The organism is Nocardiopsis sp. iso_237, from assembly GCF_056173345.1.
In genome coordinates this window covers 4,912,005-4,932,504 of record NZ_CM149669.1, presented here as the reverse complement: position 1 = coordinate 4,932,504, position 20,500 = coordinate 4,912,005, and the positions used below count along the sequence as shown (strand labels likewise).

Annotated in this window: 14 protein-coding genes; 5 read left to right on the top strand and 9 right to left on the bottom strand. The window is 70.3% G+C overall.

Features of this window, described 5'->3' with window-relative positions:
• Positions 1–37: 37 nt before the first annotated feature.
• The 5 genes from AC0VYM_RS22310 to AC0VYM_RS22290 form a co-directional block, all read right to left on the bottom strand.
• Positions 38–2,536: a glycosyltransferase family 4 protein gene (locus tag AC0VYM_RS22310; protein ID WP_475455234.1), complete on the bottom strand. Its 2,499-nt coding sequence runs from the start codon at positions 2,534–2,536 to the stop codon at positions 38–40.
• A gap of 695 nt (positions 2,537–3,231) precedes the next feature.
• Positions 3,232–3,912 (bottom strand): aggregation-promoting factor C-terminal-like domain-containing protein, encoded by a 681-nt coding sequence (locus tag AC0VYM_RS22305; RefSeq protein WP_475455232.1) that lies wholly within the window; start codon positions 3,910–3,912, stop codon positions 3,232–3,234.
• 118 nt (positions 3,913–4,030) lie between these two features.
• Positions 4,031–4,282 (bottom strand): hypothetical protein, encoded by a 252-nt coding sequence (locus tag AC0VYM_RS22300; protein ID WP_475455230.1) that lies wholly within the window; start codon positions 4,280–4,282, stop codon positions 4,031–4,033.
• Between the two features lie 284 nt (positions 4,283–4,566).
• A complete protein-coding gene (locus AC0VYM_RS22295) occupies positions 4,567–5,586 on the bottom strand; it encodes an OmpA family protein (RefSeq protein WP_475455228.1) in 1,020 nt (339 codons plus the stop codon).
• A 106-nt stretch (positions 5,587–5,692) separates the two neighbouring features.
• A complete protein-coding gene (locus tag AC0VYM_RS22290; RefSeq protein ID WP_475455226.1) occupies positions 5,693–5,908 on the bottom strand; it encodes a hypothetical protein in 216 nt (71 codons plus the stop codon).
• Positions 5,909–6,524: 616 nt separating this feature from the next.
• Between AC0VYM_RS22290 and AC0VYM_RS22285 the strand changes: the two genes are divergently transcribed.
• Positions 6,525–7,685: a TIGR04222 domain-containing membrane protein gene (locus AC0VYM_RS22285; RefSeq protein WP_475455224.1), complete on the top strand. Its 1,161-nt coding sequence runs from the start codon at positions 6,525–6,527 to the stop codon at positions 7,683–7,685.
• A gap of 319 nt (positions 7,686–8,004) precedes the next feature.
• The gene (locus AC0VYM_RS22280; protein WP_475455222.1) at positions 8,005–8,514 is read left to right on the top strand and encodes a hypothetical protein; all 510 of its coding nucleotides are present in this window, start codon (positions 8,005–8,007) and stop codon (positions 8,512–8,514) included.
• A 172-nt stretch (positions 8,515–8,686) separates the two neighbouring features.
• On the opposite strand, the gene AC0VYM_RS22275 is transcribed toward AC0VYM_RS22280, so the two are convergent.
• Positions 8,687–9,739, bottom strand: a complete 1,053-nt coding sequence (locus tag AC0VYM_RS22275) for an LLM class flavin-dependent oxidoreductase (RefSeq protein WP_475455220.1) — start codon at positions 9,737–9,739, stop codon at positions 8,687–8,689.
• 244 nt (positions 9,740–9,983) lie between these two features.
• On the opposite strand from AC0VYM_RS22275, the gene AC0VYM_RS22270 reads away from it, so the two are divergent.
• On the top strand, positions 9,984–10,262 hold the full coding sequence (locus tag AC0VYM_RS22270) for an ArsR/SmtB family transcription factor (protein WP_475463166.1): 279 nt from the start codon (positions 9,984–9,986) through the stop codon (positions 10,260–10,262).
• Between the two features lie 1,954 nt (positions 10,263–12,216).
• Here the strand turns inward: AC0VYM_RS22270 and AC0VYM_RS22265 are convergent.
• Positions 12,217–13,671 (bottom strand): MATE family efflux transporter, encoded by a 1,455-nt coding sequence (locus AC0VYM_RS22265; RefSeq protein WP_475455218.1) that lies wholly within the window; start codon positions 13,669–13,671, stop codon positions 12,217–12,219.
• Positions 13,672–14,426: 755 nt separating this feature from the next.
• On the opposite strand from AC0VYM_RS22265, the gene AC0VYM_RS22260 reads away from it, so the two are divergent.
• On the top strand, positions 14,427–16,682 hold the full coding sequence (locus AC0VYM_RS22260; protein ID WP_475455216.1) for a serine/threonine protein kinase: 2,256 nt from the start codon (positions 14,427–14,429) through the stop codon (positions 16,680–16,682).
• A gap of 22 nt (positions 16,683–16,704) precedes the next feature.
• On the opposite strand, the gene AC0VYM_RS22255 is transcribed toward AC0VYM_RS22260, so the two are convergent.
• Complete coding sequence (locus AC0VYM_RS22255; RefSeq protein ID WP_475455215.1) at positions 16,705–17,943, bottom strand: DUF418 domain-containing protein; 1,239 nt, start codon at positions 17,941–17,943, stop codon at positions 16,705–16,707.
• 549 nt (positions 17,944–18,492) lie between these two features.
• Here AC0VYM_RS22255 and AC0VYM_RS22250 point away from each other — a divergent pair.
• The gene (locus AC0VYM_RS22250; protein WP_475455213.1) at positions 18,493–19,464 is read left to right on the top strand and encodes a nitroreductase/quinone reductase family protein; all 972 of its coding nucleotides are present in this window, start codon (positions 18,493–18,495) and stop codon (positions 19,462–19,464) included.
• Between the two features lie 94 nt (positions 19,465–19,558).
• Here AC0VYM_RS22250 and AC0VYM_RS22245 read toward each other — a convergent pair whose 3' ends face one another.
• The gene (locus tag AC0VYM_RS22245) at positions 19,559–20,470 is read right to left on the bottom strand and encodes a type II secretion system F family protein (protein WP_475455211.1); all 912 of its coding nucleotides are present in this window, start codon (positions 20,468–20,470) and stop codon (positions 19,559–19,561) included.
• Positions 20,471–20,500: the final 30 nt, after the last annotated feature.

The following is a 20,500-nucleotide window of genomic DNA, read 5'->3' as shown; positions in this document are numbered from 1 at the left end:
GCTGACCTGCCCCGACCTCGGCGCCTCCGCTCGGGTGTCAGTGGATGCGGCGGTTGATGGCCGCCACCAGGTGGACGTCGGCCACGGTGACCTGGAGGTCTCCCGAACCCGTCGCGGAGACCGTCGCGGAGCGCACGTAGGCGCCGTGGCTCCACCTCCGGGCCGTCTGGTCCGGCACGGCCTTCGCCCCCACCTTGGCCAGGGCCCCGGCCGGTCCCGCCTTCAACCTGAGCTGCCACGAGGTACGCAGCACCGATCCCCGGTGGTCGTCGTGGTCGAGCAACGGCAGGGTCCCCACCAGCCGTCCCTCCTGGCGGCCGGGGTGGGCGGGCATCGCCTCCAGCGGGTACCGCTGCCCCGCCCCGGTGCCCCGTACGACCTCCAGCGCGAAGCTCGTGTCCTCGGGCAGCGGGGTCCCCAGCACCACCTCGAAGTACAACAGGTCGCCGCGGCGGCCCATCGGCCGCGCCCGGACCCGGTCCACCGGGAGCGACGGGGCGAGCGGAGCGGTCAGAAGCCCCAACCGGTCGTTCACCGTGTAGTACGGGCGCACCCTGGTGCCGAGGCCCCGCTCGGGCCGCACCTTCTGGGGCGCGTACTGGATGATCTTCTTGTACCCGACCACCCCGGACAGGTGCCGCCCCACCGTGTACTCGGTGCCGTCCGACAGGATCACCCGCATCTCCCACTTCTCGGAGTCGCCCTCCCGCCCGCGCACCACCAGCTCGGGGTCGATCACGGAGGTGAACTCGCCTCCGGCCGCGACCGCCGAGGGGAACTCCCTACGGGTCTGGGGTGAGGTCCGCAGACGCACCACCAGTCGGGCGCGCGCGTCCGGGCGGTGTCGGCCGAGCACCCGTCCCTGCACCGTGATCAGCCCGTCCGCGACCTCCACGTGGGAGATCTCCGCGTGGTGTTCCGAGCGCCGCACGTGCAGCACCAGGCGTCCCTTCGAGGACCGCGAGGGGATGACGAGCGAGAGCCCCGGGGTCCGCGCGGGCGACAACGGGAAGCCGTGCTGGTGGATCTCCACGTCCCGCACCGGGGCCTCCAGGCCGGCGTCCACCCGGAACACCTGCCACACCCCGGTGACCAGCCCCTTCTGCCGACCGCCGCCCGGTCCCTCCATACCCGTGCGGGAGGCGTCCACCAGGAACCGGCCGTCGGACTCGGGGAGCACCTCGACCCTCCTGCCCGGCTTGGTCAGCACCACCCGCTCGGGAAGGCGTCCCACCACGGCCCCCGCGGCTCCCTCGGGCGGACCGAACGACAGCACCGTCACCCCGTCGGGACCGGCCTCCACCCGACAGGAGGCGGTCGGCTCCGGACGCGGCGCGGGCAGGGCCGACACCGGCGAGGGCGGCATCCCGACCCCGACGAGGTCGAAGAACAGCTCCTCGTGCAGGCGCACCACGTTGACCGGGTCGAAGCGCTCGGAGCCGGTGAGGGCCGCCGCCGACATGCGTCGCCGAAGCGCGTCGTCACCCATGAGCCGCGCCAGGCCCTCAGCGATCCCCGAGGCGGACTTGTTCGGTACCAGCAGCCCGTCCTCCCGGTCCCGGATGATCGACGCGGGCCCGTGGGGGCAGTCGGTGCTCACCACCGGCAGGCCGGACCGCATGGCCTCCACGATGGTCATCCCGAAGGGCTCCTCGCTGGAGGTCACCGCTGCGAACGCCCCCTGCGCCCACGCCTCCTCGACCCTCGGGTGCGGCCCCATCAGCCACACCTGGTCCTGGAGACCCAGGGAACCCACCAGCCTGCCGAGCGCCCCGCGTCGGCTGCCCCGTCCGTAGATCCTCAGCGTCCAGTCCGGGAACTCCTCGCTGATCATCGAGAACGCCTGCACGAGCAGGTCGTGCCGCTTGCTGGGGGCCAGCCTGCCCGCGGAGACGATCGTGCGCGTGTCGTGCCCGTTCACGGTGAAGGGCGGCGCGGGCACCGAGTTGGGGATGGAGAGCAGCCGCACCCCCGGCAGCGGCATCCGCGCCGCGTAGGTGCGCGCGTCCGCCTCCGTCACGGTGACGAAGGCGTCGAGGTTGGGGTACTCGGCCGCCATCACCCGGCGCAGCTCCTCGGAGTGCTGCTCGTAGGTGAGGTGCTCCTGACCGATCTTGATGATCCTGCCGGGCGCCGCCCGAGCGATCACCACGTTGAGCCCGGGCCGTGTGCCCACGACCACGTCGGCGTCGGTGGTGGCCAGGTACTCCTCCAGCCGGTCGTCGGTGAGGCGGCTGTGGGTGTCCCCACGACCGTCCTCCACGGGGAAGAGCAGCGGGGGGAGCCCGGCCCGTTCCGACCCCTCGTACAGCGGGCGTCCGTCCACACCGGTCGAACGCTCGTCCTGCTGGCGGATGTCGACCAGCGGACGGAGGCTGACCTGGGCGGGGACGGGGAGGACGGGTTCGGCGCGGTGCCGGAACACCGAGACGATCTCCACCTCGTGCCGGGCGGACAGGGCCGCCGCCTGGTTGGCGACCGTGCGCACGGTGCCACCGATGCCGTACACGTCGTTGATCAGATAGGCGATCCTCATCGAGCCCCCATGTCCCCGGGGCCGTCCACGCGGTGTGCGTGCGAGGCGGCCCCGGCCCCCGTCCCCCGCACCGAGCCGGGCCCCCGGCCAGGGACTCAGTGGGGATTGAGGGATCAGGCTATGGGCGATATGGCCCTAAAGGTCCGCATCTGTCCCGAGCTGTCCAAAGGTTTGCCGCCACCTGTTGGTGTTTTGCGGCGGATTCACGCGACCGTGGTGGGAGAGATCCGCTCCCCCGCCCCGCGGCAAGGGGAGCCGTTGGGCGGGGGAGCGGTGGTGGGAGACGGCGCGAGCCGGGTTCCTGGGAAATCCTCGGGCGGGTGCTCGGAGACCCTCCAGGTCCGAGCACCACCCCCGACTGCGGAATCCGACCCGTCCGAGCGGGGCCCGCCCCCCGCTTCGGTACCGTCTCCTGGTCTGTGGCCCCATCGGTCACCGGGCACGATGGGGACTCGCTGCTTCCAGCGCTACACGCTTGTTTCAACCGAACAACGCTCGGTGGTTGACCCACCGACGACGTCTCGCGGAGAGCAACGCGACGTTGGTTGACAAGGACACTCTGCCGGATCGGACCGCGAAAATCGTGGGTTCTGGCGGACTTCCCGTGGCCGAATCCGGCCACAGCGGGGAAACGCCAGGTCGCACAGGGTGAGAGAGTCCAGGAAGCCGCGCCTGGTTCGCGGACGGGCGTTCGCCTAGTACGTCCCGGTGCTCTGCCAGTACCGCCAGGCCGTACAGGGGGAGCCGTGCGCTTCCTGGATGTGCCCCAGACCCCAGCTGATCTGGGCGGACGCGCTGTCGTCGAACCCCGGGGGCAGCGATCCGTGCTGCGCGGCGTTGAAGCCGACGATCCCGCGCGCACCCGTCGTCGGGTCGACCAACCCCTGGTCCCAGTTGGACATCGCACCCCAGAGGCTGTCCAGGCAGGTCCACTCCTGCTCGGTCCAGTTGTACGGCTCAGCCGCCGCCGCCTGCATACCGAGGTTCTTGTTGTCGCTGGTGTTGGAGTTGCCCGACCCCCACTCGAACTGTTCGGGCTCCTCGGGTCGGTCCTCGTCCACCCAGGTCTGGTCACCGCAGCCGGGACCGTTCACCAGGCACACCATCTGCCGAACGCCCTCGTTGAAGGTGGAGCTCACCCCGGAGGCGTAGACGGTGGTGATGATCAGCCCGGCGAGGATGACCGTCGCCCCCATCTCCACGAAGGCCGCGCCCCGGTCCCGCTGCCCCCCCGGAGCGGGCCTCGCCCAGCGTGGGAGCCCCGGCCGCCGCACGGACATCCGAGGAGGGCGGTCGCGCCCGTCCGAACGGTTGGGGGGTCGGCTGGAGGAGGGGCGGCGCGTGTCCCCGAGCTCGGGACGGTGGGGGGTGGTCAACTCCGCCTCCAGAAGAGTCCAGGAGCGAACGTGGGGGCAGTTCCCAGGATAGGGGAGTCCCCGGGACCCGACGCGAAGTCCGTTCCCGCCCTGGGAACGGGACGGTGGATCGCGAGGATCAGGAGACGGGGATGTTCTCGATGGCGTCGAATCCCGGGATCTCCAGGTCGATCTCATCCACGTCGGTGGGCACCGAGTACATGGACCAGTAGGCGACCTTCTCACCTGGATCAATGGTGCTCTTGGAGTCCACGTTGATGTTTCCCGAACAGAGACAGTCGCCCTCGCTGTCCATGACCGGGTGGTATCTCTGCCCCTCGTCGGAGGAGGAGACGGTGACCCCCGAGTACGAGTTCGCGTTGTGGTACATGTACGTGGTTCCGTGCGGCCAATCGAAAATGGCCTGCGCGTCTCCCTGGTTTTCCACGCTCCAGGCCACTGAAAGCAGATTCCCCGACCCGTTCCGTTCCGCGGAGTGGGCTTCCGCTGTGAGCCCCGAGCTGATCGAGTCATTGGATTCCGCTGTGCCCAGAGAGTCGAGGTTCTCGGTCTGCGGGGCTGGTGCCGCGAGAACGCTCGAAGCCGCCCCGAAGGGGAGGACCAGTACGAGCGGGACGGCCCAGGTCCATCGGAGTCTCAGGTTCATCGCTGCCCCTACTTCTCGAAGGTGACGCTGACTCGGCGGTTACGTTCGCGACCCTCTTCGGTGGAGTTGTCGGCTATGGGATCGGCGGATCCGTGACCCTCGACTTCGAACGTGACTCCCTCTCGGGTGATGAGGTCGTTCAGTGCGGACTCAACGCTTTCGGCGCGTTCCTTGGAGAGGGGCCGGTTCACGCCGTCGCTGCCGGTGTCGTCCGCGTGGCCGTCGACGGACACGACAGCGGAGCTCGCGTCGTCGATCTCCTGGGCCACCTGCTTCAGGATGTCCTGGGCCTCGTCGCTGAGGTCGGAGCTACCGGTGCCGAAGAGGACGTCGGAGGAGAGAATGATGCTGACTTCGTCGCCGCTCTCGGTCCGTCCGGTCTGGTCCTCTTCAAGGCTGTCGGAGATCAGCGTGAGGTCGAGGATCCGTGCCTCCCCGAGGTTGCTCTGCTCGACTGACTCGGAGACATCGCTGATGGGGATGTCGAAGAACGGTGAAGTCAGCGGAGTCGTGACGGTCATCTGCTCCAAGGATCCCTGGTCGCCGGGGAAGATCACCCAGAGAGTCTCTGTCGTACCACTGCCGAGGGGGCCGTTCAGTGAGTCACAGAAGCAGCTTCCGTCGCTCTGGTCGTAACTCAGGTACCGCTGTTGATTGACGTCGTCAATGAGGCTGATCTTGCTGGCGGTCTGCGCATCGAGTTCCTCGGCGAGCTTGTACCCCAGATCGAAGCTTTCGGAGGAGTTGTTGGTGATGCTCATCCGGAGACGAAGGAGATCGTTGCTCAACCGCTCCAGCGCGATGATGTCGATCTGTAGGTCCGAACCGATGTCTGAAGAGGTGAACTGCGAACTGGCGATGATCGCTTCCTCTTCCCCGGCCTCCTCCGGAGCCGACTGCCCGGGTTCCCCGGTGGCCCCTTCTCCGGGGGCCTCCGGCGACTCCTCCGCCCCCACGACGCACCCTGCGGTGAAGAGGAGAACCAGAGTCGCGGCCAAGCCGACCCACCGGTGGCTTCTCTCCTTCAACGGGGAAGGTCTACTTCTGGGGGCCACGTTCTTCCCGTTCCTCTGGCTTCCTGGGGCGTGGAGCGACCTGTGCGGTAGTTCCCTGGCGGTTCCTTCTCCGACTGGACTACGGGGGGCCAGCGAAGATGCCGTCAATGGTGCTGCTGATGCCCTGGGCGATACGGGTCCCGATTCCGGCGTTCATGATCACCACGGCCACGAGTGCGACGAACACCAGGATCGCCCCGTACTCGACGAAGCCAGCGCCTCGGTCGCTGCTCCGCCCGGCCCTGGGCAGGGCGAGGGAGCTGAGCTTGACCCAGACCTGGTGCGTGAGGTTCACGGGGTGACTCCTTGGGGAACAGGGGCTGCGACTTCGATGCTGCTGGGACGTTCGCCTGGTTCGGGGGGCAGGGGAGGGGTGGTGTGGACGGCCCGCTCGTGGGCGGCCGCCTCGAACGTGGTCATCGCGATCACCTCCTCACGGGGTCTGGCGGATCCGGCTGCGCGCATGGCGGTGCCCTGATCCTGTGCCCCTCCACTATCGGACATCTCGCGGTGTCCTACCCCAGAGTCTGGCCGGATGTGGCCAGATCGTTTCCCGGTGCGTTTCGGCCGCTGAGCTCTGCCCACACCCTTTCTGTAGAGGTATTCACAGGTGAGGGGTGATTCCCACGGGTTCTCCCCCATCACTGGGGGCATCGGATTCCACCCTGCGCCTGCCTGCTGCCACTTGACAGCGGATCGCGTCGTGTGTTCCTGCGGCCGAACGCCCAGCGCGGGGGCGAAGGCCCAGGCCAGGGGCCGTGTCCGCGTCATGGTGTTGAATTGTCCAGTTCTCGTACGCGCTGCCCCCGGATCCACCCCCTTACCCCAGAGACCCTCCACCGCCGCACTCCCCGCTCCAGCTGATCCTCCCGGCCGACTCCATCGGTCGGCCTTTCAGAAAGGCCCGAATCTTGGACGCCACGGTGCTCATCCCCCTCCTGGGGGCCCTGCTCGGCCTGGCCATCGGTGTGTTTCCCCTCGTCAAGGTCTTCAACGCGAACCGCTCGATCGGCGCCGCGATCGCGTCCGTCCCCGTCCCGACGCGTCGTCCGAGGCCTGAGGAGCTCACCCCCACCGAACTCGCCTACCTCGTGGGCGGCGCCACCCGCGTGGGTGAGGTCGTGCTCATGGACCTCTTCCTCTCGGGCCGCGTCCGGCGTCAGACCAGGGGCGGGTTCTTCACCCTGGTGGGGCCCTCCAACGCCTATGTCACGGAGAAGGACCAGGTCCGCCGGGACATCGTCAAGGCGTTCAAGGACCGCACCGGCCTGACCGCGCGGGGGATGATCCGGACCGCCACCTTCAGCCGGGGCATCGACCGCGTGCGGGAAAGGCTCGCGGACCGGCGTCTGATCGCCCACTCCGGTGAGCTCACCAGGTCGCTCGCTGACTTCCACGACGCCGGGTGGGTCGCGCAGCGGCTCTCCTTCGTGAGTACGGGGCTGCTGATCGCCGGGCTGGTGCTGGTGACCGCCTACGAACAGAACGGGTGGACGGTGGCGCTGGTCGTGGTCGGCGGGGTCCTCTCAGTGTTGAACGGTCTCTCCTCCGGGCTGTACCTGGGGAGGGGAGGGCGGAACGTCACCACCAGGACCCCCGCCGGTCGGGAACTGCTCGTGGAAGCGGAACAGACCTACTCCGTCGGCCGGATCGAGAGGCGTCCGATGGTGCGCGAGGTGGCGCTCGGCTACACCGCGGTGATCGGGCTCGCCAGGATGGGCCGCGAGGGCGGACAGCGCGGGCGCGGCCGGGACGGTTCCGGGGACGACGCGGTGCGGGTCGTGACGGACTCCGGTTCGGCGCGGCTGGTCGGAGAACCCTCGGGGAGGGTGGGGGAGCAGACCCCGGAGCCCCGGGAGGGGTTCGAGCTCGACTGGGGCAGCCTGTGCGAGTTCGCTGACCTCTGCTCGGTGGGCGGCCACTCCATCAGCTCGGACGGCTCCGGTTCCCAGGGTGCCTCCGGTTCCCACGGTGGTTCCTCCGGCGGCGGCCTCTTCGACGGAGGTTCGGGGGGCGGCTCCGGAGGTGACTCCGGTGGCGGTGACGGAGGCGGCGGTGGCGGAGGGGACTGACTCCGGACCGCACCCCCTACACCCCCGGCGGCCGGTCCGCATCCGCTTCCCAGGAAAGGGGTGAACCGCCGGTACGGGTGCTCGGCGTAAGAGAATGCAGGGGGAAGTGAGGTGTGTGGGGTGCCACGACGGTGTGCCCGGCTCGGGGGGCCGAGGGGCGATCCCCGGTGCTCGAAGCGGGGGATCCGCTCCGAGCGAAGCCCCCACACCACGCCGCGATCGTCCCCTGAGCCCGATCCCCGTGCCCCCGGCCCGTTCCCGCCCGGCTGATCCCCGGCGACGGCCTCCGAACCGACCCAGCTCACCCAGAAGGAGTTCCATGACTCCGGAACCAGCGGAACCAGAGGCGGGGGAGTGGTTTCGCCGCTACTTCGCCCCCGAGGAGCTGGACCGGCTCGAACAGTTCCCGGTCCGCATCCCCACAGGCCACGAGTTCGGTCTGCTGGGCCTGCTCGGCGCCTGGCACACGCACGTGCGAAGACTGCGGGAGGACCTGCCCCTTCTGGACGCGGACCCCTCCGCCTGCGGTGTCCACGACCTGGTCACCGCGCTCGTGCTGCGCGACTTCGTGGACCGGGGGGTCGCCACTCTGGGTTCGGAGCGCACCGCCAGCGTGGACTCCGCCCTGGCCGACATCGACGCGCGCTTCCGCTCCCTCACTGAGGAGGACGGCGCCGGGCTGCTGGCCCTGGCCGAACCCGAGGCGCGGGACCGGACCGACGAGCAGTGGTGGTGGCGGCGCATCCCGTCGAGCGGCCCCGCGCGCAGGGAGCTGGACCGCGCGGCCGCCCGTGAACGGGACGGCCGGGTGCGCGCCGAGAAGGGCTAGCCGGACCCGTTCGCGGCCCTGGTCAAGGGCGGCCGGGGTCCCGGACGTGATGCGGGGCGGGGTCCCTGACGACCCCGCCCCACCCCTGTCACCGGAGGAAACGGTTCCGGACCCTGCCTGATCCGGTCCCGCACCCTTGACCAGTACCCCCGGTCAGGGTTCCGTGCCGACCTCAGCCCCCGTTGGGCGCCGCCAGGCCGAACGCGTCGGCCAGCAGCTCGTAGGAGCGGAAGCGGGCGGTCTTGTCGTAGATCATCGAGGAGATCATCAGTTCGTCCGCGCCGGTGTCGGCGACGAACTGGTCGATCCTGCTCCGCACGGTCTCCTGGGAGCCCACGAAGGAGTAGCGGAGCATCGCGCTCGTCTGCTCCTTCTCGCCGGGACGCCACATCGTGTCCATGGCCGAGCTCCGGACCGGGGGCTGGAGCAGTCCGCGCGCGTTGCGCATGATGCCCAGGAAGGCCTGCTGTTGCGAGGTGAACAGGTCCTTCGCCTCCTCGTCCGTGTCCGCGACGACCACGTTGATCCCGGCCATGGCGTAGGGCTTCGAGGCCTGTTCCGAGGGGGTGAAGTCCTCCCGGTAGGCGGCGAGCGCGTCGTGCAGCGCGCTCGGCGCGAAGTGCGAGGCGAAGGCGTACGGCAGCCCCAGGTGCGCGGCGAGCTGGGCGCCGAACAGGCTGGACCCGAGGATCCAGAGGGGCACCCGCAGGCCCTCACCGGGGACGGCGCGCACCGGCTGCCCGGGGCTCGCGGGCTCGAAGAGGGACCGGAGCTCCTGGACGTCCTGCGGGAAGGTCGAGGAGGCGGAGTGGTCACGGCGCATCGCGCGCATGGTGCGCGGGTCCGTTCCCGGGGCGCGCCCCAGACCCAGGTCGATGCGTCCCGGGTAGAGGGACTCCAGGGTGCCGAACTGCTCCGCGATCACCAGCGGGGAGTGGTTCGGGAGCATCACGCCGCCCGAGCCCACCCGGATGGTGGAGGTTCCCTCCGCGATGAAGCCCAGCGAGACCGAGGTGGCGGCGCTGGCGATGGCCCGCATGTTGTGGTGCTCGGACAGCCAGAAACGGGTGTAGCCCCAGCGCTCCAGGTTCTGGGCGAGTTCACGGGCGTCTCGGAGGGCCTCGCCGGGGGTCGAGCCCTCGACGATGCTGGCGTGGTCCAGGACGGACAGGGCGGGCCCCGTCCCCGGTACCCCGGTCTTCGCGGACCCGGTCTTTTCCGTCATCTCAGTTACCCCCACTGGCCTGGATCATTCGATGATCGACGAACATCGAACAGTGACGGTACACTCGCCGCTGAACGCACGCCAAATCCTGTTCGCGGACCGGCTCGGCCACCGGGCGGGGTCGGGTGGGACGGTGGGGCCCTCGGGCGAGCGTGCGGAACGGCCGTATGACAGAGGAAGCGGAGGTGGGGTCTTGGTTCCCAAGGGGACGTCGAAGGGGCACGAGCATCCGGCCCTGTCCGAAGTGGATCTGGTCACGGTGCTGTCCGCGCTGGCCGAACCCACCCGGATGCGGATCGTGTGCATGCTCGCGGAGTTCGAGGGTGAGCGGGCCTGGAAGGACATCGAACTGCCGATCGCGCAGTCGACCCTGAGCCACCACCTGAAGATCCTGCGCAACGCCGGCGTGATCCAGAACCGGACCGAGGGCACGCGCTGCTTCGTCTCGCTGCGGGACCAGGAACTCGACGGGCGGTTCCCCGGGTTGCTGGAGACGGTGCTGAGCTGCCGGGGCCCGCACTAGGCCGTGTTTTTTGGATGCTTTCGCCGGTGGCGGCGGAGCCGCCATCGATGCGAGCGGCCGTCCAGGCAATCTCTCGCAAGACGATGAGTGAAGGTCAGCCCGGGTTTGGCTGTCCGAGCTCCATCGGCGCAGCGAGAGGCAGCCTGGCGGACGCGAGCGCGGAATGATCCAAAAAACACGGCCTTGGGTGACCCGGCGGCGCGAACACGTCATATCTTCACTCACGCAGGCGCAACGAAGCCCGATCACACTGAGTTCCCGCCCGCGACGGGTTTCTGGCGGGACTCTCCCGTGCGCGCAACGGCGACGGCCGTTCGGAACCGGGGCCGTATGCGTGATCCGGGTGAGGGCTCGACACCGGGCCGCGTTCGTGGGATGGGCGCCCCCCGGGGCGGGTGCGACGGGCCGCGGCCCCGGTCGCGGTCGGCTCGGTGTGAACCGACGCGATCCGGGGCCGCGCCTGAGGTTGGCCTCCGCTCCCGTGTCTCCCCCAGACGCCGGGAATCGGAGAGTGCCCCCCTTTTTTTCCTCATGGTCGGGGCCCGCGAACCCTCTGTTCCCCTTTGCCTCCCGGTGGCCTTGCCGCCCGGCAGTCAGCAGAGGGGTGGGGCCCCTTGGTGGCGAATGGAACATTCACGTGCTCGGTGAACGTGAATTCCCCCGAATCCCATGCCACCCCGACGGGTGGGAGTGCTCTTGGCGGAAGTTCCCCCTAGATCGCAACTTCCACGAAGTCACTCCCCATTGAACCCGCGCCCCTCCCGTGTGACGAACGAGAGAAAGCGAGATCCCGCAGGTGCACTCTATCGCTTCGCGAAACCATTCTGTCCAGGTCCGGGAGCCTCGTTCTGTGGTGAACGTGAACCAACCGGCGGGCCCCGGGAACGAACGGGCGCACGGAACGTCGAGTGCATGGCGCGGGCGCCTGGACACGCGCTGGCTTCGGGCTCTAAGCCTGCGCCGACCGGGCGACCGACGGTCCGAGTATGCCTGAGGAGGAGGGCGCTTCGCAGCCGTTCTACGGCAATTCCTCGAACTGATTCTCCGATGTGGTCGAGTGGCGCACTCGGGGTGGCCATTGGCGGCGTCCGGATTGGTCCGGACCGGAGCCTCGCACCGTCTTTTGTAGGTGGTTTGGTGTCTAAAGTCATCGCTTGGCGGAAACCGGACACCCTCGGGGCAATGGTTTCGGGGGTGGCTGATCCTGAGGGTGTCCGTGCGGGCCCTGTCGGTGTCGTGGCGCCACGGCGGGCCCCTGGGAGTGCCTCGGGGTCGGTGCGGCCGCAGCGGAGGCCCTGGCGGCCCTTGGGGACTCCGGGGCATTCTTCGACCCGAAGTGAGACATCGACTGTTGTCCCATTCGATGGGGCGACTGTCCGGTTTCCCCTCGTGGTGGGCCTGGGGGCGGTCGAGGGGCGGCTGGTCTCTCGGAGGGATCCGGTCATCACATGACATCAAGGCGAGGGTTCGTCACCGGTGAGTGGCGGCGGACTCGATCGGCGGGGTGGCGCCTTCCCTGGGGGGCGAGGACGAATCGGTACGAATGCCAACATCGTGCCTCCGGGGAGAGAAGGTGCCGGGTAAGGGACTTCCGGGGGTTCGGCGGGGTCCCTGGTTGGATGGCGCGGAGGGCGCGCTCAGGTCGGGTTTCCGCAAGGTGTCCCCGTGCTTTCTCCCGGGGGTTTTCCGAGTGAATGCGAATGGACGGTTTCCGAGAATGGAGCGTCGTTCCGCATGGGAAATGCGTGGTCTCGCCGGTCCGACCTGGAGCCGCCGTCGAGGTCGTGGGTGGTGGAAGTGCCGCAGGGGGCGGGTCAGGTGAAGAGGGGGGCTTCCCTCGGGGGCGAAATCATGAGTTCTATGCGAGTCCCGCATGAAGTGGACCGTTCCGGAACCGTCGGCCCCGAATACTCCGGGCGGAGCCCGGCGCTCCGCGGAACGGGCGGGGTGTCGGTCAGGCTCGGATTCGGGTCATCCGGAGGAAGCCACCGCACTGCCCGACGACGAGTCCGAGGTTGGCCAGGGCGTAGACCCACCACAGCGAGGCCAGTCCACCCGCCGAGGCCACGGGGAAGGCGGCCAGGGCCAGCAGCCCGAAACACACCGCGAACGTGTACAGGGTCGGGGTGGTGCGCCTGAGGGCGAGCAGCCCCATTCCGGGCAGGGCCTGCACGCCGTCCGCGAGGACGACCACGAAGACCACCGGTACCAGCACGGTGACCAGTGCGGAGACCGCCGGGTCGGGGGTGAGGACCCCGATGATCGGGCCCGCCGCGACCCAGAGCAGCAGCATGCTCAGCGTGATCACGGGCAGGGCCAGCGCCAGTCCCGCGACCAGTGCCCTGCGGACCTCCCCCAACCCGTTCCCCGAGGCGTCCTCCTCTGGGTCCTCGGCCGTTCGTGCGGCACGGGCCATGAAGGGGACCGCCGCCTGTCCGGCCGCGGTAGCGGGGAGGAAGGCGAAGGTCACCAGGGTCACCATCACCTGGTGGGCGGCGGCCTCGGTGGCACCGACCCGCGCCACCGCCATCGCGAGCAGGCCCAGCACGCCGAACTTGATCAGCATCGTCGACCCCATGGGGAGCCCGACCCGGGCGATGTGCCAGACCCCGGCCCAGTCCGGTGCCCTCGATCCGGGCGGCCGGGAGGTCGGCGCGGTGCCGCGCCGCAGCAGGACGTGGGCCACCGCGGTGGTCGTCAGGGCGGTCAGGAGCATCGCGAGACCGGCGCCGGTGATGTCCAGACCCAGCACCAGGACCAGCGTGGGGATCAGCACCACTGACGACGCCGTTCCGACCAGGCCCACGGCCATCGCCCGCTTCGACCGGCCCAGGCCGATGAGCAGGACGGTGGTGCACGACTGGAAGGCGTTGACGAGGAGGGCGAGCGCCATCAGGTAGGGGAAGGGACCGAAGGCCGCCACCGTCGCGGCGGGCACCCCGATCAACCGGGCGACCATCGGCACCGCGGCGACCACGGCGCCGCCGACCAGGCCCACGCACAGGGCCAGCCAGAGGGAGTCGCGCAGGACGGGGGCGAGGGCGGCGGGGTCCTCGGAGTTCCGCGCGACGAACGGCATCGAACCGCGCAACGCACCCTGGACCACCATCGAGGCGGGGTTGTACAGGGCGATGGTCAGGGAGTAGGCGGCCAGGACCGCGGTGCCGGTGTGCCCCAGTACCACCGCCGTGACGACGGTCCCGAACACCGTGGCGACCATGGAGAGGTAGAGGGGGAGGGCCTTTCCCGCGATCGCGCCGACCAGCCGGAGGAAGGGCGGACGGGGCTTCCGTGGTGGCTCGTTCACGGTCGCGTCCTCCGGGAGAGCGGCCGAGGCCGGGAACCCGTCACCGGAGGCGGGGGAGGGGTCGGTGCGGTGCCTCGCGGTGTTCCCGGTGTCGTCAGCCATGGTCTTCTCTGTGGGGGAAATCGGGGCCGTCGAAAAGCTATCAGTGGAAGTTCAGGGCGATTTATGGTGATTTTGAACTGGTGTTTGGTCCGTGGTTGGATCGAGGTTTATCGGCCTTTCCCGAACGCGTGCCCCGTAAAGGTTGATATGCGACCAACGTCCGTGGCCAGCCGGGTGCGGACCGCTGTGCGTTCGGGGTCGCGGGTGTGGTGTGGGCCAGGAGCGCGGGCGGGGTTCGGGGGCTGGTGATTGGCCGGACACGGTCAGGGCGGCCCGTCCCCGAGAGTGCCTCTGGGTCGGTGCTCTGGTCGGAGGCGCGTCCGCGCGCCGGGGGTGTCCGGTTCGGCGGGGCCCCACGCTCTCGGTCCGTCGTCAGGACGAGGCCTCTCCCGGCGCCCGGTGGGGTGTGGTTGACGATGGTTTACACCGATTTCCTCTCCTTCCCATAACGTCCTCACCCACCGTGTCCACCGGCGGTGCCCTTCGCGGCGGTCCCCTCGGGCGTCGGGGCGGTGTCACGGGGACCGCCGCGATCCTTGGTGAACAGGGCTAACCGGCCCGCACGCCCGGGCGCGGGCGCACGATCGCGCCGGGGCGGACACGCGCCGCGAATGAGTCCCGTGTGCACGGAAAAAGGGGGGATCGCTGTGTCGGCTCCCTCACGAATTAGGTAGATTCGCAGAACAACGGGATCGAATGTGCTATCCCGGCACAGCCCACCACAACCGTCCCTGATGTGTGGAAAGCTGCCCCCAATGGACTTCTCCCTCCCCGCTCTGCCGCCGAACGTCACCCCCCTGACCGACGGTGACCCGCTCCAGGTGGGCCGCTACCGAATCATCGGACGACTGGGTGCCGACGGTGTGAGCACCCTGTTCGCCGCGGTCTCCCCCGAGCGAGAACCGACCGCCCTCCGGATCGCCGGTCCCGAGTGGGCCGCCGTGGGTGCCACCGGTGCTGAGACCTCGACCGTCGCCCGGAACGACGGCGTGTGCGCGGTGGGCGTTCGGGAACTCGGGACACACGAGGGTCGGCCGTGGTCCGCGATGGGGTACCTCCCCGGTCCCGATCTGCGTGAGCACGTGCGGATGCACGGTCCCGTTGGTGGAGACGCCCTGTTGGCGCTGGCCGCGGGGATGGCCGAGGCGCTCGCCACCACCCACGGCGCGGGTGCCGTGCACGGCGACGTGCGCCCGGAGAGCGTGGTGTCGTCGGCGCGCGGTCCCCGCGTGCTCGACTTCGGGATCGCCCGCCGGATCGACGACACGGCGTCGGTGCAGAGCGGGACGAGTCTGGGCTGGCTGGCCCCCGAGCGCTACGACGGTTCACCCGCCACACAGCGCTCCGACGTGCACGGGTGGGCCTGCCTCGTCGTGTTCGCCGCCACCGGTGAGCCGCCGTTCGGGGCCTCCCCGGCCGGGCACACACCTGGGCGGGTACCGGGGCAGATCCTGTGGGAGATGGCCCGCCGCACCCGCGAGGCGAGAGTCGACCTCAGGGCGCTCCCGGAGGACCTGCGGTCGCTGCTGCTGCGCGCCTTCTCCCCGGACCCGGAACTGCGCCCCTCCGCCGAGGACGCCTACCTGGAGTGCCTGCTCATGCTCGGCATCGACGAACAGTCGACCGCCGACACCTGGCCGGACCAGCTCCGCGCGCTCACCGCGCGACACTGGCCGATCCCGGACCTGGGCTGGCACGACCCGGAACGCTGGGCCCAGGCCGCACACGCCCTGAACCAGCGCCCGCCGGAGCCCGGTGACACGGGAGCGGCGCCCGGGGCGGTCGCGTCGGTCGAAGGCGGCGCCGAGCCGGGGGAGCCCCCAGCCGGCTCCGCCCCCCTCGGAGGCGACACGACCCCCGGGAACACGGGTGCCGGGTCGGGTCCCGACGACGAGGCGTGGGGCCCCGAGGCGGCGGCGGAGGCGTACGGGCACTCCCTCCCCGCACCTGCCGCTGACGGGCACGGTGCCGTGCCCGGAGCTCGCAGCTCCGGCACGGCGGGTCGGGGCGGAGCTGACTACCTGTTCGGACCCTCGCGAACCGGAAGCCACGACCTGTCGGGAGTGGAGAGCGCCGGGATTGACCTCGACGAGGACGACGGCACCGGCTCCCGGGGCAGGGTCGGCCTCTGGCTCGCCGTGGGAGCCGCCGGGATGGTCGCGGTGCTCGGGGGCGGGTACCTGCTCCTCGACGCGCTGGGCGAGTCGCCCGCCGACACCGTCGTCTCGGAGGACGTGGCCGAGGAACCGGCCGGGGCCGAGGACGAGGAGGAGGCCGGAGACGCTGCCGCCCCCTCCGCGCTGCCCTGTGACGACGATGAGCGGAGGGCAGCCCAGAGTGAACACGCCCCCTGGCGCCCCTTCAGCACCGACACCGTCTCCCCGGACGCGTACGCCCCGCTCCTCGTCCCGGGCCCCGAGGGAGAGCCGAACACCAGCCCCGACGTCTGGCCGTTCGTCTCCCCGCTGGACCACGACACGATGGACTTCGGGTTGGTCACGCCCAACCTGGAGGCCTTCCCGGTGATGAGCGTGTGCATGACCGGGGCGCGGGACACCGGCGAGGGGGTCGAGTTCACGGCGGAACTCACCTACCACCCCACCGTCGGCAGCCACCGTGTGTACGAGGAGGACTTCCTGGCGGTGACGCCCCTCGACCCCGAACTGAACGGGGGGATCGACAAGGAGGTTGTCAGGGGCGGGAGCGGCAGCGAGTTGGGACAACCCATGGCCACGCTCACGGAACTGAGCCCGCAGCACCCGTCCGCCGAGGTCACCGTGCTGGTGCCGGGAGCCCCGGAACGGGCGGGGGTCGCCTACCGTCCCTCCGAGTACGCGGGCGCTCTGGTCCACGACCTCAGCGGGCACTGCTACGACGTGGACGGAACGGAGGAGTGGCGGGACGGAAGCCGACTCGGTTCGGGCTACTTCGCCCTGCCGAGCACCGTCCCCGGAGAGAGCGACATGTCCCTGTGCCCGGTGGACGGGTCCCCGGAACAGGGCGGCGCCTGACCTCCCGGGTCCCGACCGCGCCTCAGCGCGGTTCCCGCGAGGAACCCGGCAGACGGGTGCGGGCGTAGGTGAGCCGACGCAACACCACCTCGGCCGGTCCGCGTAGGCCGCGGCGGCGCGAGGCCTCGGCGAGGGCCACGGTCAGCCCCCAGGTGAGGACGGCCACCAGAACGGTGACGGAGGCGCTCGCGGTCGCGCCCAGCCCCAGACCGTAGGGGGCGAACACCACGGTGAACACCACCGCCTGCGCCAGGTAGCAGCTCAGCGAACGCTCTCCCACGGCGGCGATCGCGGTGGCGACCGGCCCCGGAGAGCCGTCGCCACCCCCGCGTGCGGCCCGCTCGGTCAGCCACAGGGCGACCAGAGTGATCAGCGCGGCCCATCCGGGCCCGCCCACCCAGCCCGCGACGTCGTGCACCATCCACAGGGAGACCAGCACCGCGGGCTCGGGCTCCGGCAGGAACTCGGCGGTGACCAGGGCGTCCGGCAGCCCGGCGACGACGGCAACGCCCAGGCCCACGACGGCGGTGCGCACCAACAGGGGAAGGTGTTCCCGAGGGTGTTCCAGGATGCCCCGGCGACCGGCCCACATCCCCACCAACAACGGCGACGTCACCACCAGCAACAGGGTCACCGGTGTGTACAGGGTCCACTCCGCGAACCGTTCGGCGCTGGCGGCGAGGAAGCCCGGCTCCACGAGTGAGGGCGCCGTGGGCGCCGGTTCGGTGTCCCCGGGGGCGGTGTTGAACGCGTTGCCCAGACTGAGCACGGTGTTCAGTGAGGCGGACGCGAGGGCGACGGCGCCCGCGGTCCACAGCAGCACCGCGTCACGCGCGCGCAGGAAGCCCACGAACAACAGCAGACCGAGCCCGTACGCCCCGACGATGTCCACCGGCAGCAGCAGGACCCCGTGTGCGAGCCCGATCACCAGCATCCACAGTCCGCGACGGCGCAACACCACGCGGGCGTGCACCCACCCGCCGCCCGCGTCGAGGACCCGGCGCATGATCCACACGGTGCCGTAACCGAAGAGCAGGGAGAACATCGGGATCGCCCGCCCGGTCACCAGCGTGCTCTGGACGAGCAACAACACCTGGTCGGTGAGGGTACGAACGGTCTCGGAGTGGGTGAGGAAGAACTGGGCGTTGACCAGCGCGATGAACAACAGCATGAAGCCGCGCGCGAGGTCTGGGGCGAGGGAGCGCCCGGGCCCGAGCACGGGTGGGACGCCGGTCGAGGGAGGACGGCGGGGCTTGCTCATGACGGTTCCTTCGTGGGGGGCGGACACGGGGGACAGGGGCCAGTTTGGGGCCCGTCAACGAAACTACGGAGTCGCGGATCCCGTTCCAATGGGGCCTTCCCGATACTTCGGGTGGGTCCGTCCCCACCCGAACGAGCGCCTATGATGGTGGGGCGTCGCGTGTTCCCGGCCAAAGAGCAGTGGGTCGGCCGGAGTGCATGGAGGCGCCATGACCTTTTCGGGGAGCCAATCGTGAGCACACACTTCGCGTACCGAATCTGAGCGGCTGAGCCGTTCGCGGCGCCGGTGTGACGCGGCCGTCGAGACCGTGCCCCTCGGCCCCGGTGAGAGACCGGGCCCTGTGGAGTCCGACCCGCCACCCCTGGCCCCGCTTCGGCCGTACACCCGCCAGCCCGGTGCCCCGGCACCACTTCTCGGCGGACTCCCCGAGCCCTTCCGGCCTGACGGCTGCCCGGTGCCCTGCCCCCCGACCCGCACCCCGGAACCGAGCGCGACACCCGCGCCCTCGGGGACGTCCGCCTCCACGACCAACAGTGAGAGGACCGTCCCTTGACGGAGACCGACAACAAGAAGACGACCGATGAGAACACCGGCGGCCCGGACCAGCCGCCGGTCGGACCACACCAGCGCCCCGCGCCCTTGGTGAGCCCCTGGAACGAACCGGTGGTCGCGGAGTTCCGCGCCAACGGCGGCCGTGTGGGCGGCCGGTTCGAGGGCGGGGACCTGCTGCTGCTCACGACCACCGGAGCACGCTCGGGCCGCGAGTACACCAACCCGCTCGGCTTCGTACGGATCGACGACCGCGTCTACGTGGTGGGTTCGGCCGGGGGATCCCCGAAGGACCCCGACTGGTACCGCAACCTGCTCGCGCACCCCATGGTGACCGTGGAGCTGCCGGGAGAGGACACCCGCGAGTCCATCGCGGTCCCGCTGGCCGACGACGAGCGCGACCGGACCTTCCAGGAGATCGTCCGCCGCCACCCGGGGTACGGCGACTACCAGGACCAGGTGGAACGCCGGATCCCGGTGGTGGAGCTCCAGCCCTCTCCGGAGTTCGGCCCGGGTGAGGTGGGCAACCTCGCGGACAAGCTGTTCCAGATCCACGCGTGGTTGCGTGGCCAGCTCGCCAACGTGCGCGCGGAGGCCGAGCGCTACCTGGCCGGGCGCGACGCCGCGTCGACCGCGCCTCCGGTCGGGCTCAACCTCCAGATCCGCCAGCACTGCCTGGCCTTCTGCGAGTCCCTGCACTTCCACCACACCAGCGAGGACAGGATGTTCCCCGGCCTCGCTGAGGGGTTCCCGCACCTGAGGGAGCCGGTCGAGCGCCTGGTGGAGGAGCACCGTGTGGTCGACCGTGTCCGGGGTGAGCTGGAGGGACTGCTCGCTGACGTGCGCACCGCCGACCCGGTGCGGTTCATGGCGGAGCTCGACCGGCTGACCGAGGAGCTGGAGGCCCACCTGGACTTCGAGGAGGAGGCCCTCATCCCGACGCTGTCCGGGATCCCCTTCCCGCCCGCGTAACCCCCTCGGGGGAGAGTGGGGTGCCCCGGGGCCGTTCGTCGGCCCCCGGGGCACCCCGGCGCCAGCCGCGACCCGGTCACGGGGCTCCGGTGGCCTATCCGCCGAGGAGGGTGCCCAGGTCGATCTCGGTCCCCAGGAACATCGAGCCGATGATGAGGATCAGCAGCCCCGGGAGCAGGGTCGCCGCGGTCACCATCGTCACCCTCGGGTTGAGGCGCTGGGCCTTGCGGCGCATGTACTGGGCGTCGGCCAGGCGCATGTCCTTGCTGATGTCCACCAGGGTGTCGCTCAACGGCGCGCCCAGCTCCTCGGCCTGCTGGATGGCGGTGACGAACTTGCTGAGCGACTCGTTGCGGTTGCGGCGGCGCAGTGACTCGAAGGCCTCCCGGCGGGAGGTGCCCAGCTCCATCTGGTGGAGCGCGATCGTGAACTCGTCCGCCAGGACCCCCGGCATCGACACCGCCACCCGGGCGACGGCGGCGCGGAACGACATGCCCGCGCTCACCGTCACCGCGAGCACGTCCAGGAAGTCCGGCAACTGCGTCTGCACCTCGTCGGCGCGCTCCTGGGTCTGCACGTACAGGTTCAGGTCGGTCAGCCCCGCGAAGGCCAGCGCCAGGAGGGCGAGCAACGGACTGGAACCGGCCAGCAGCACCACGACCGCGAGGGTCCCGTAGATCGCGACCTCACCGACCTTGCGCCGCACGTACCGTTCCGTGGTCAGGCCGTCCGGTCGCCCCGCCGCCTCGATGCGGGAGGAGACGGACGCCTTCGCCTTCTCGCTCATCGACGCCATCAGCGCCTTGGAGAAGGGGCGTCCGATCCGCTCGGTGATCCGGTGCAGGAAGAAGGTGTCGTCGCTCTTGGTGGTCACCGGGGCGTTGACCGGGTCGTCCACCGCCACCCGGGTCTGCGACTGGGTCAGGTGCAGGCCGTAGACACCGAGCAACACGACCAGGGCCGAGGCGAGGGCGGCCGCCAGGGGGATCAGGAACGGGAGGTTCATGGGGGTGTCCTTCGAGGAGCGGGGCGGGGA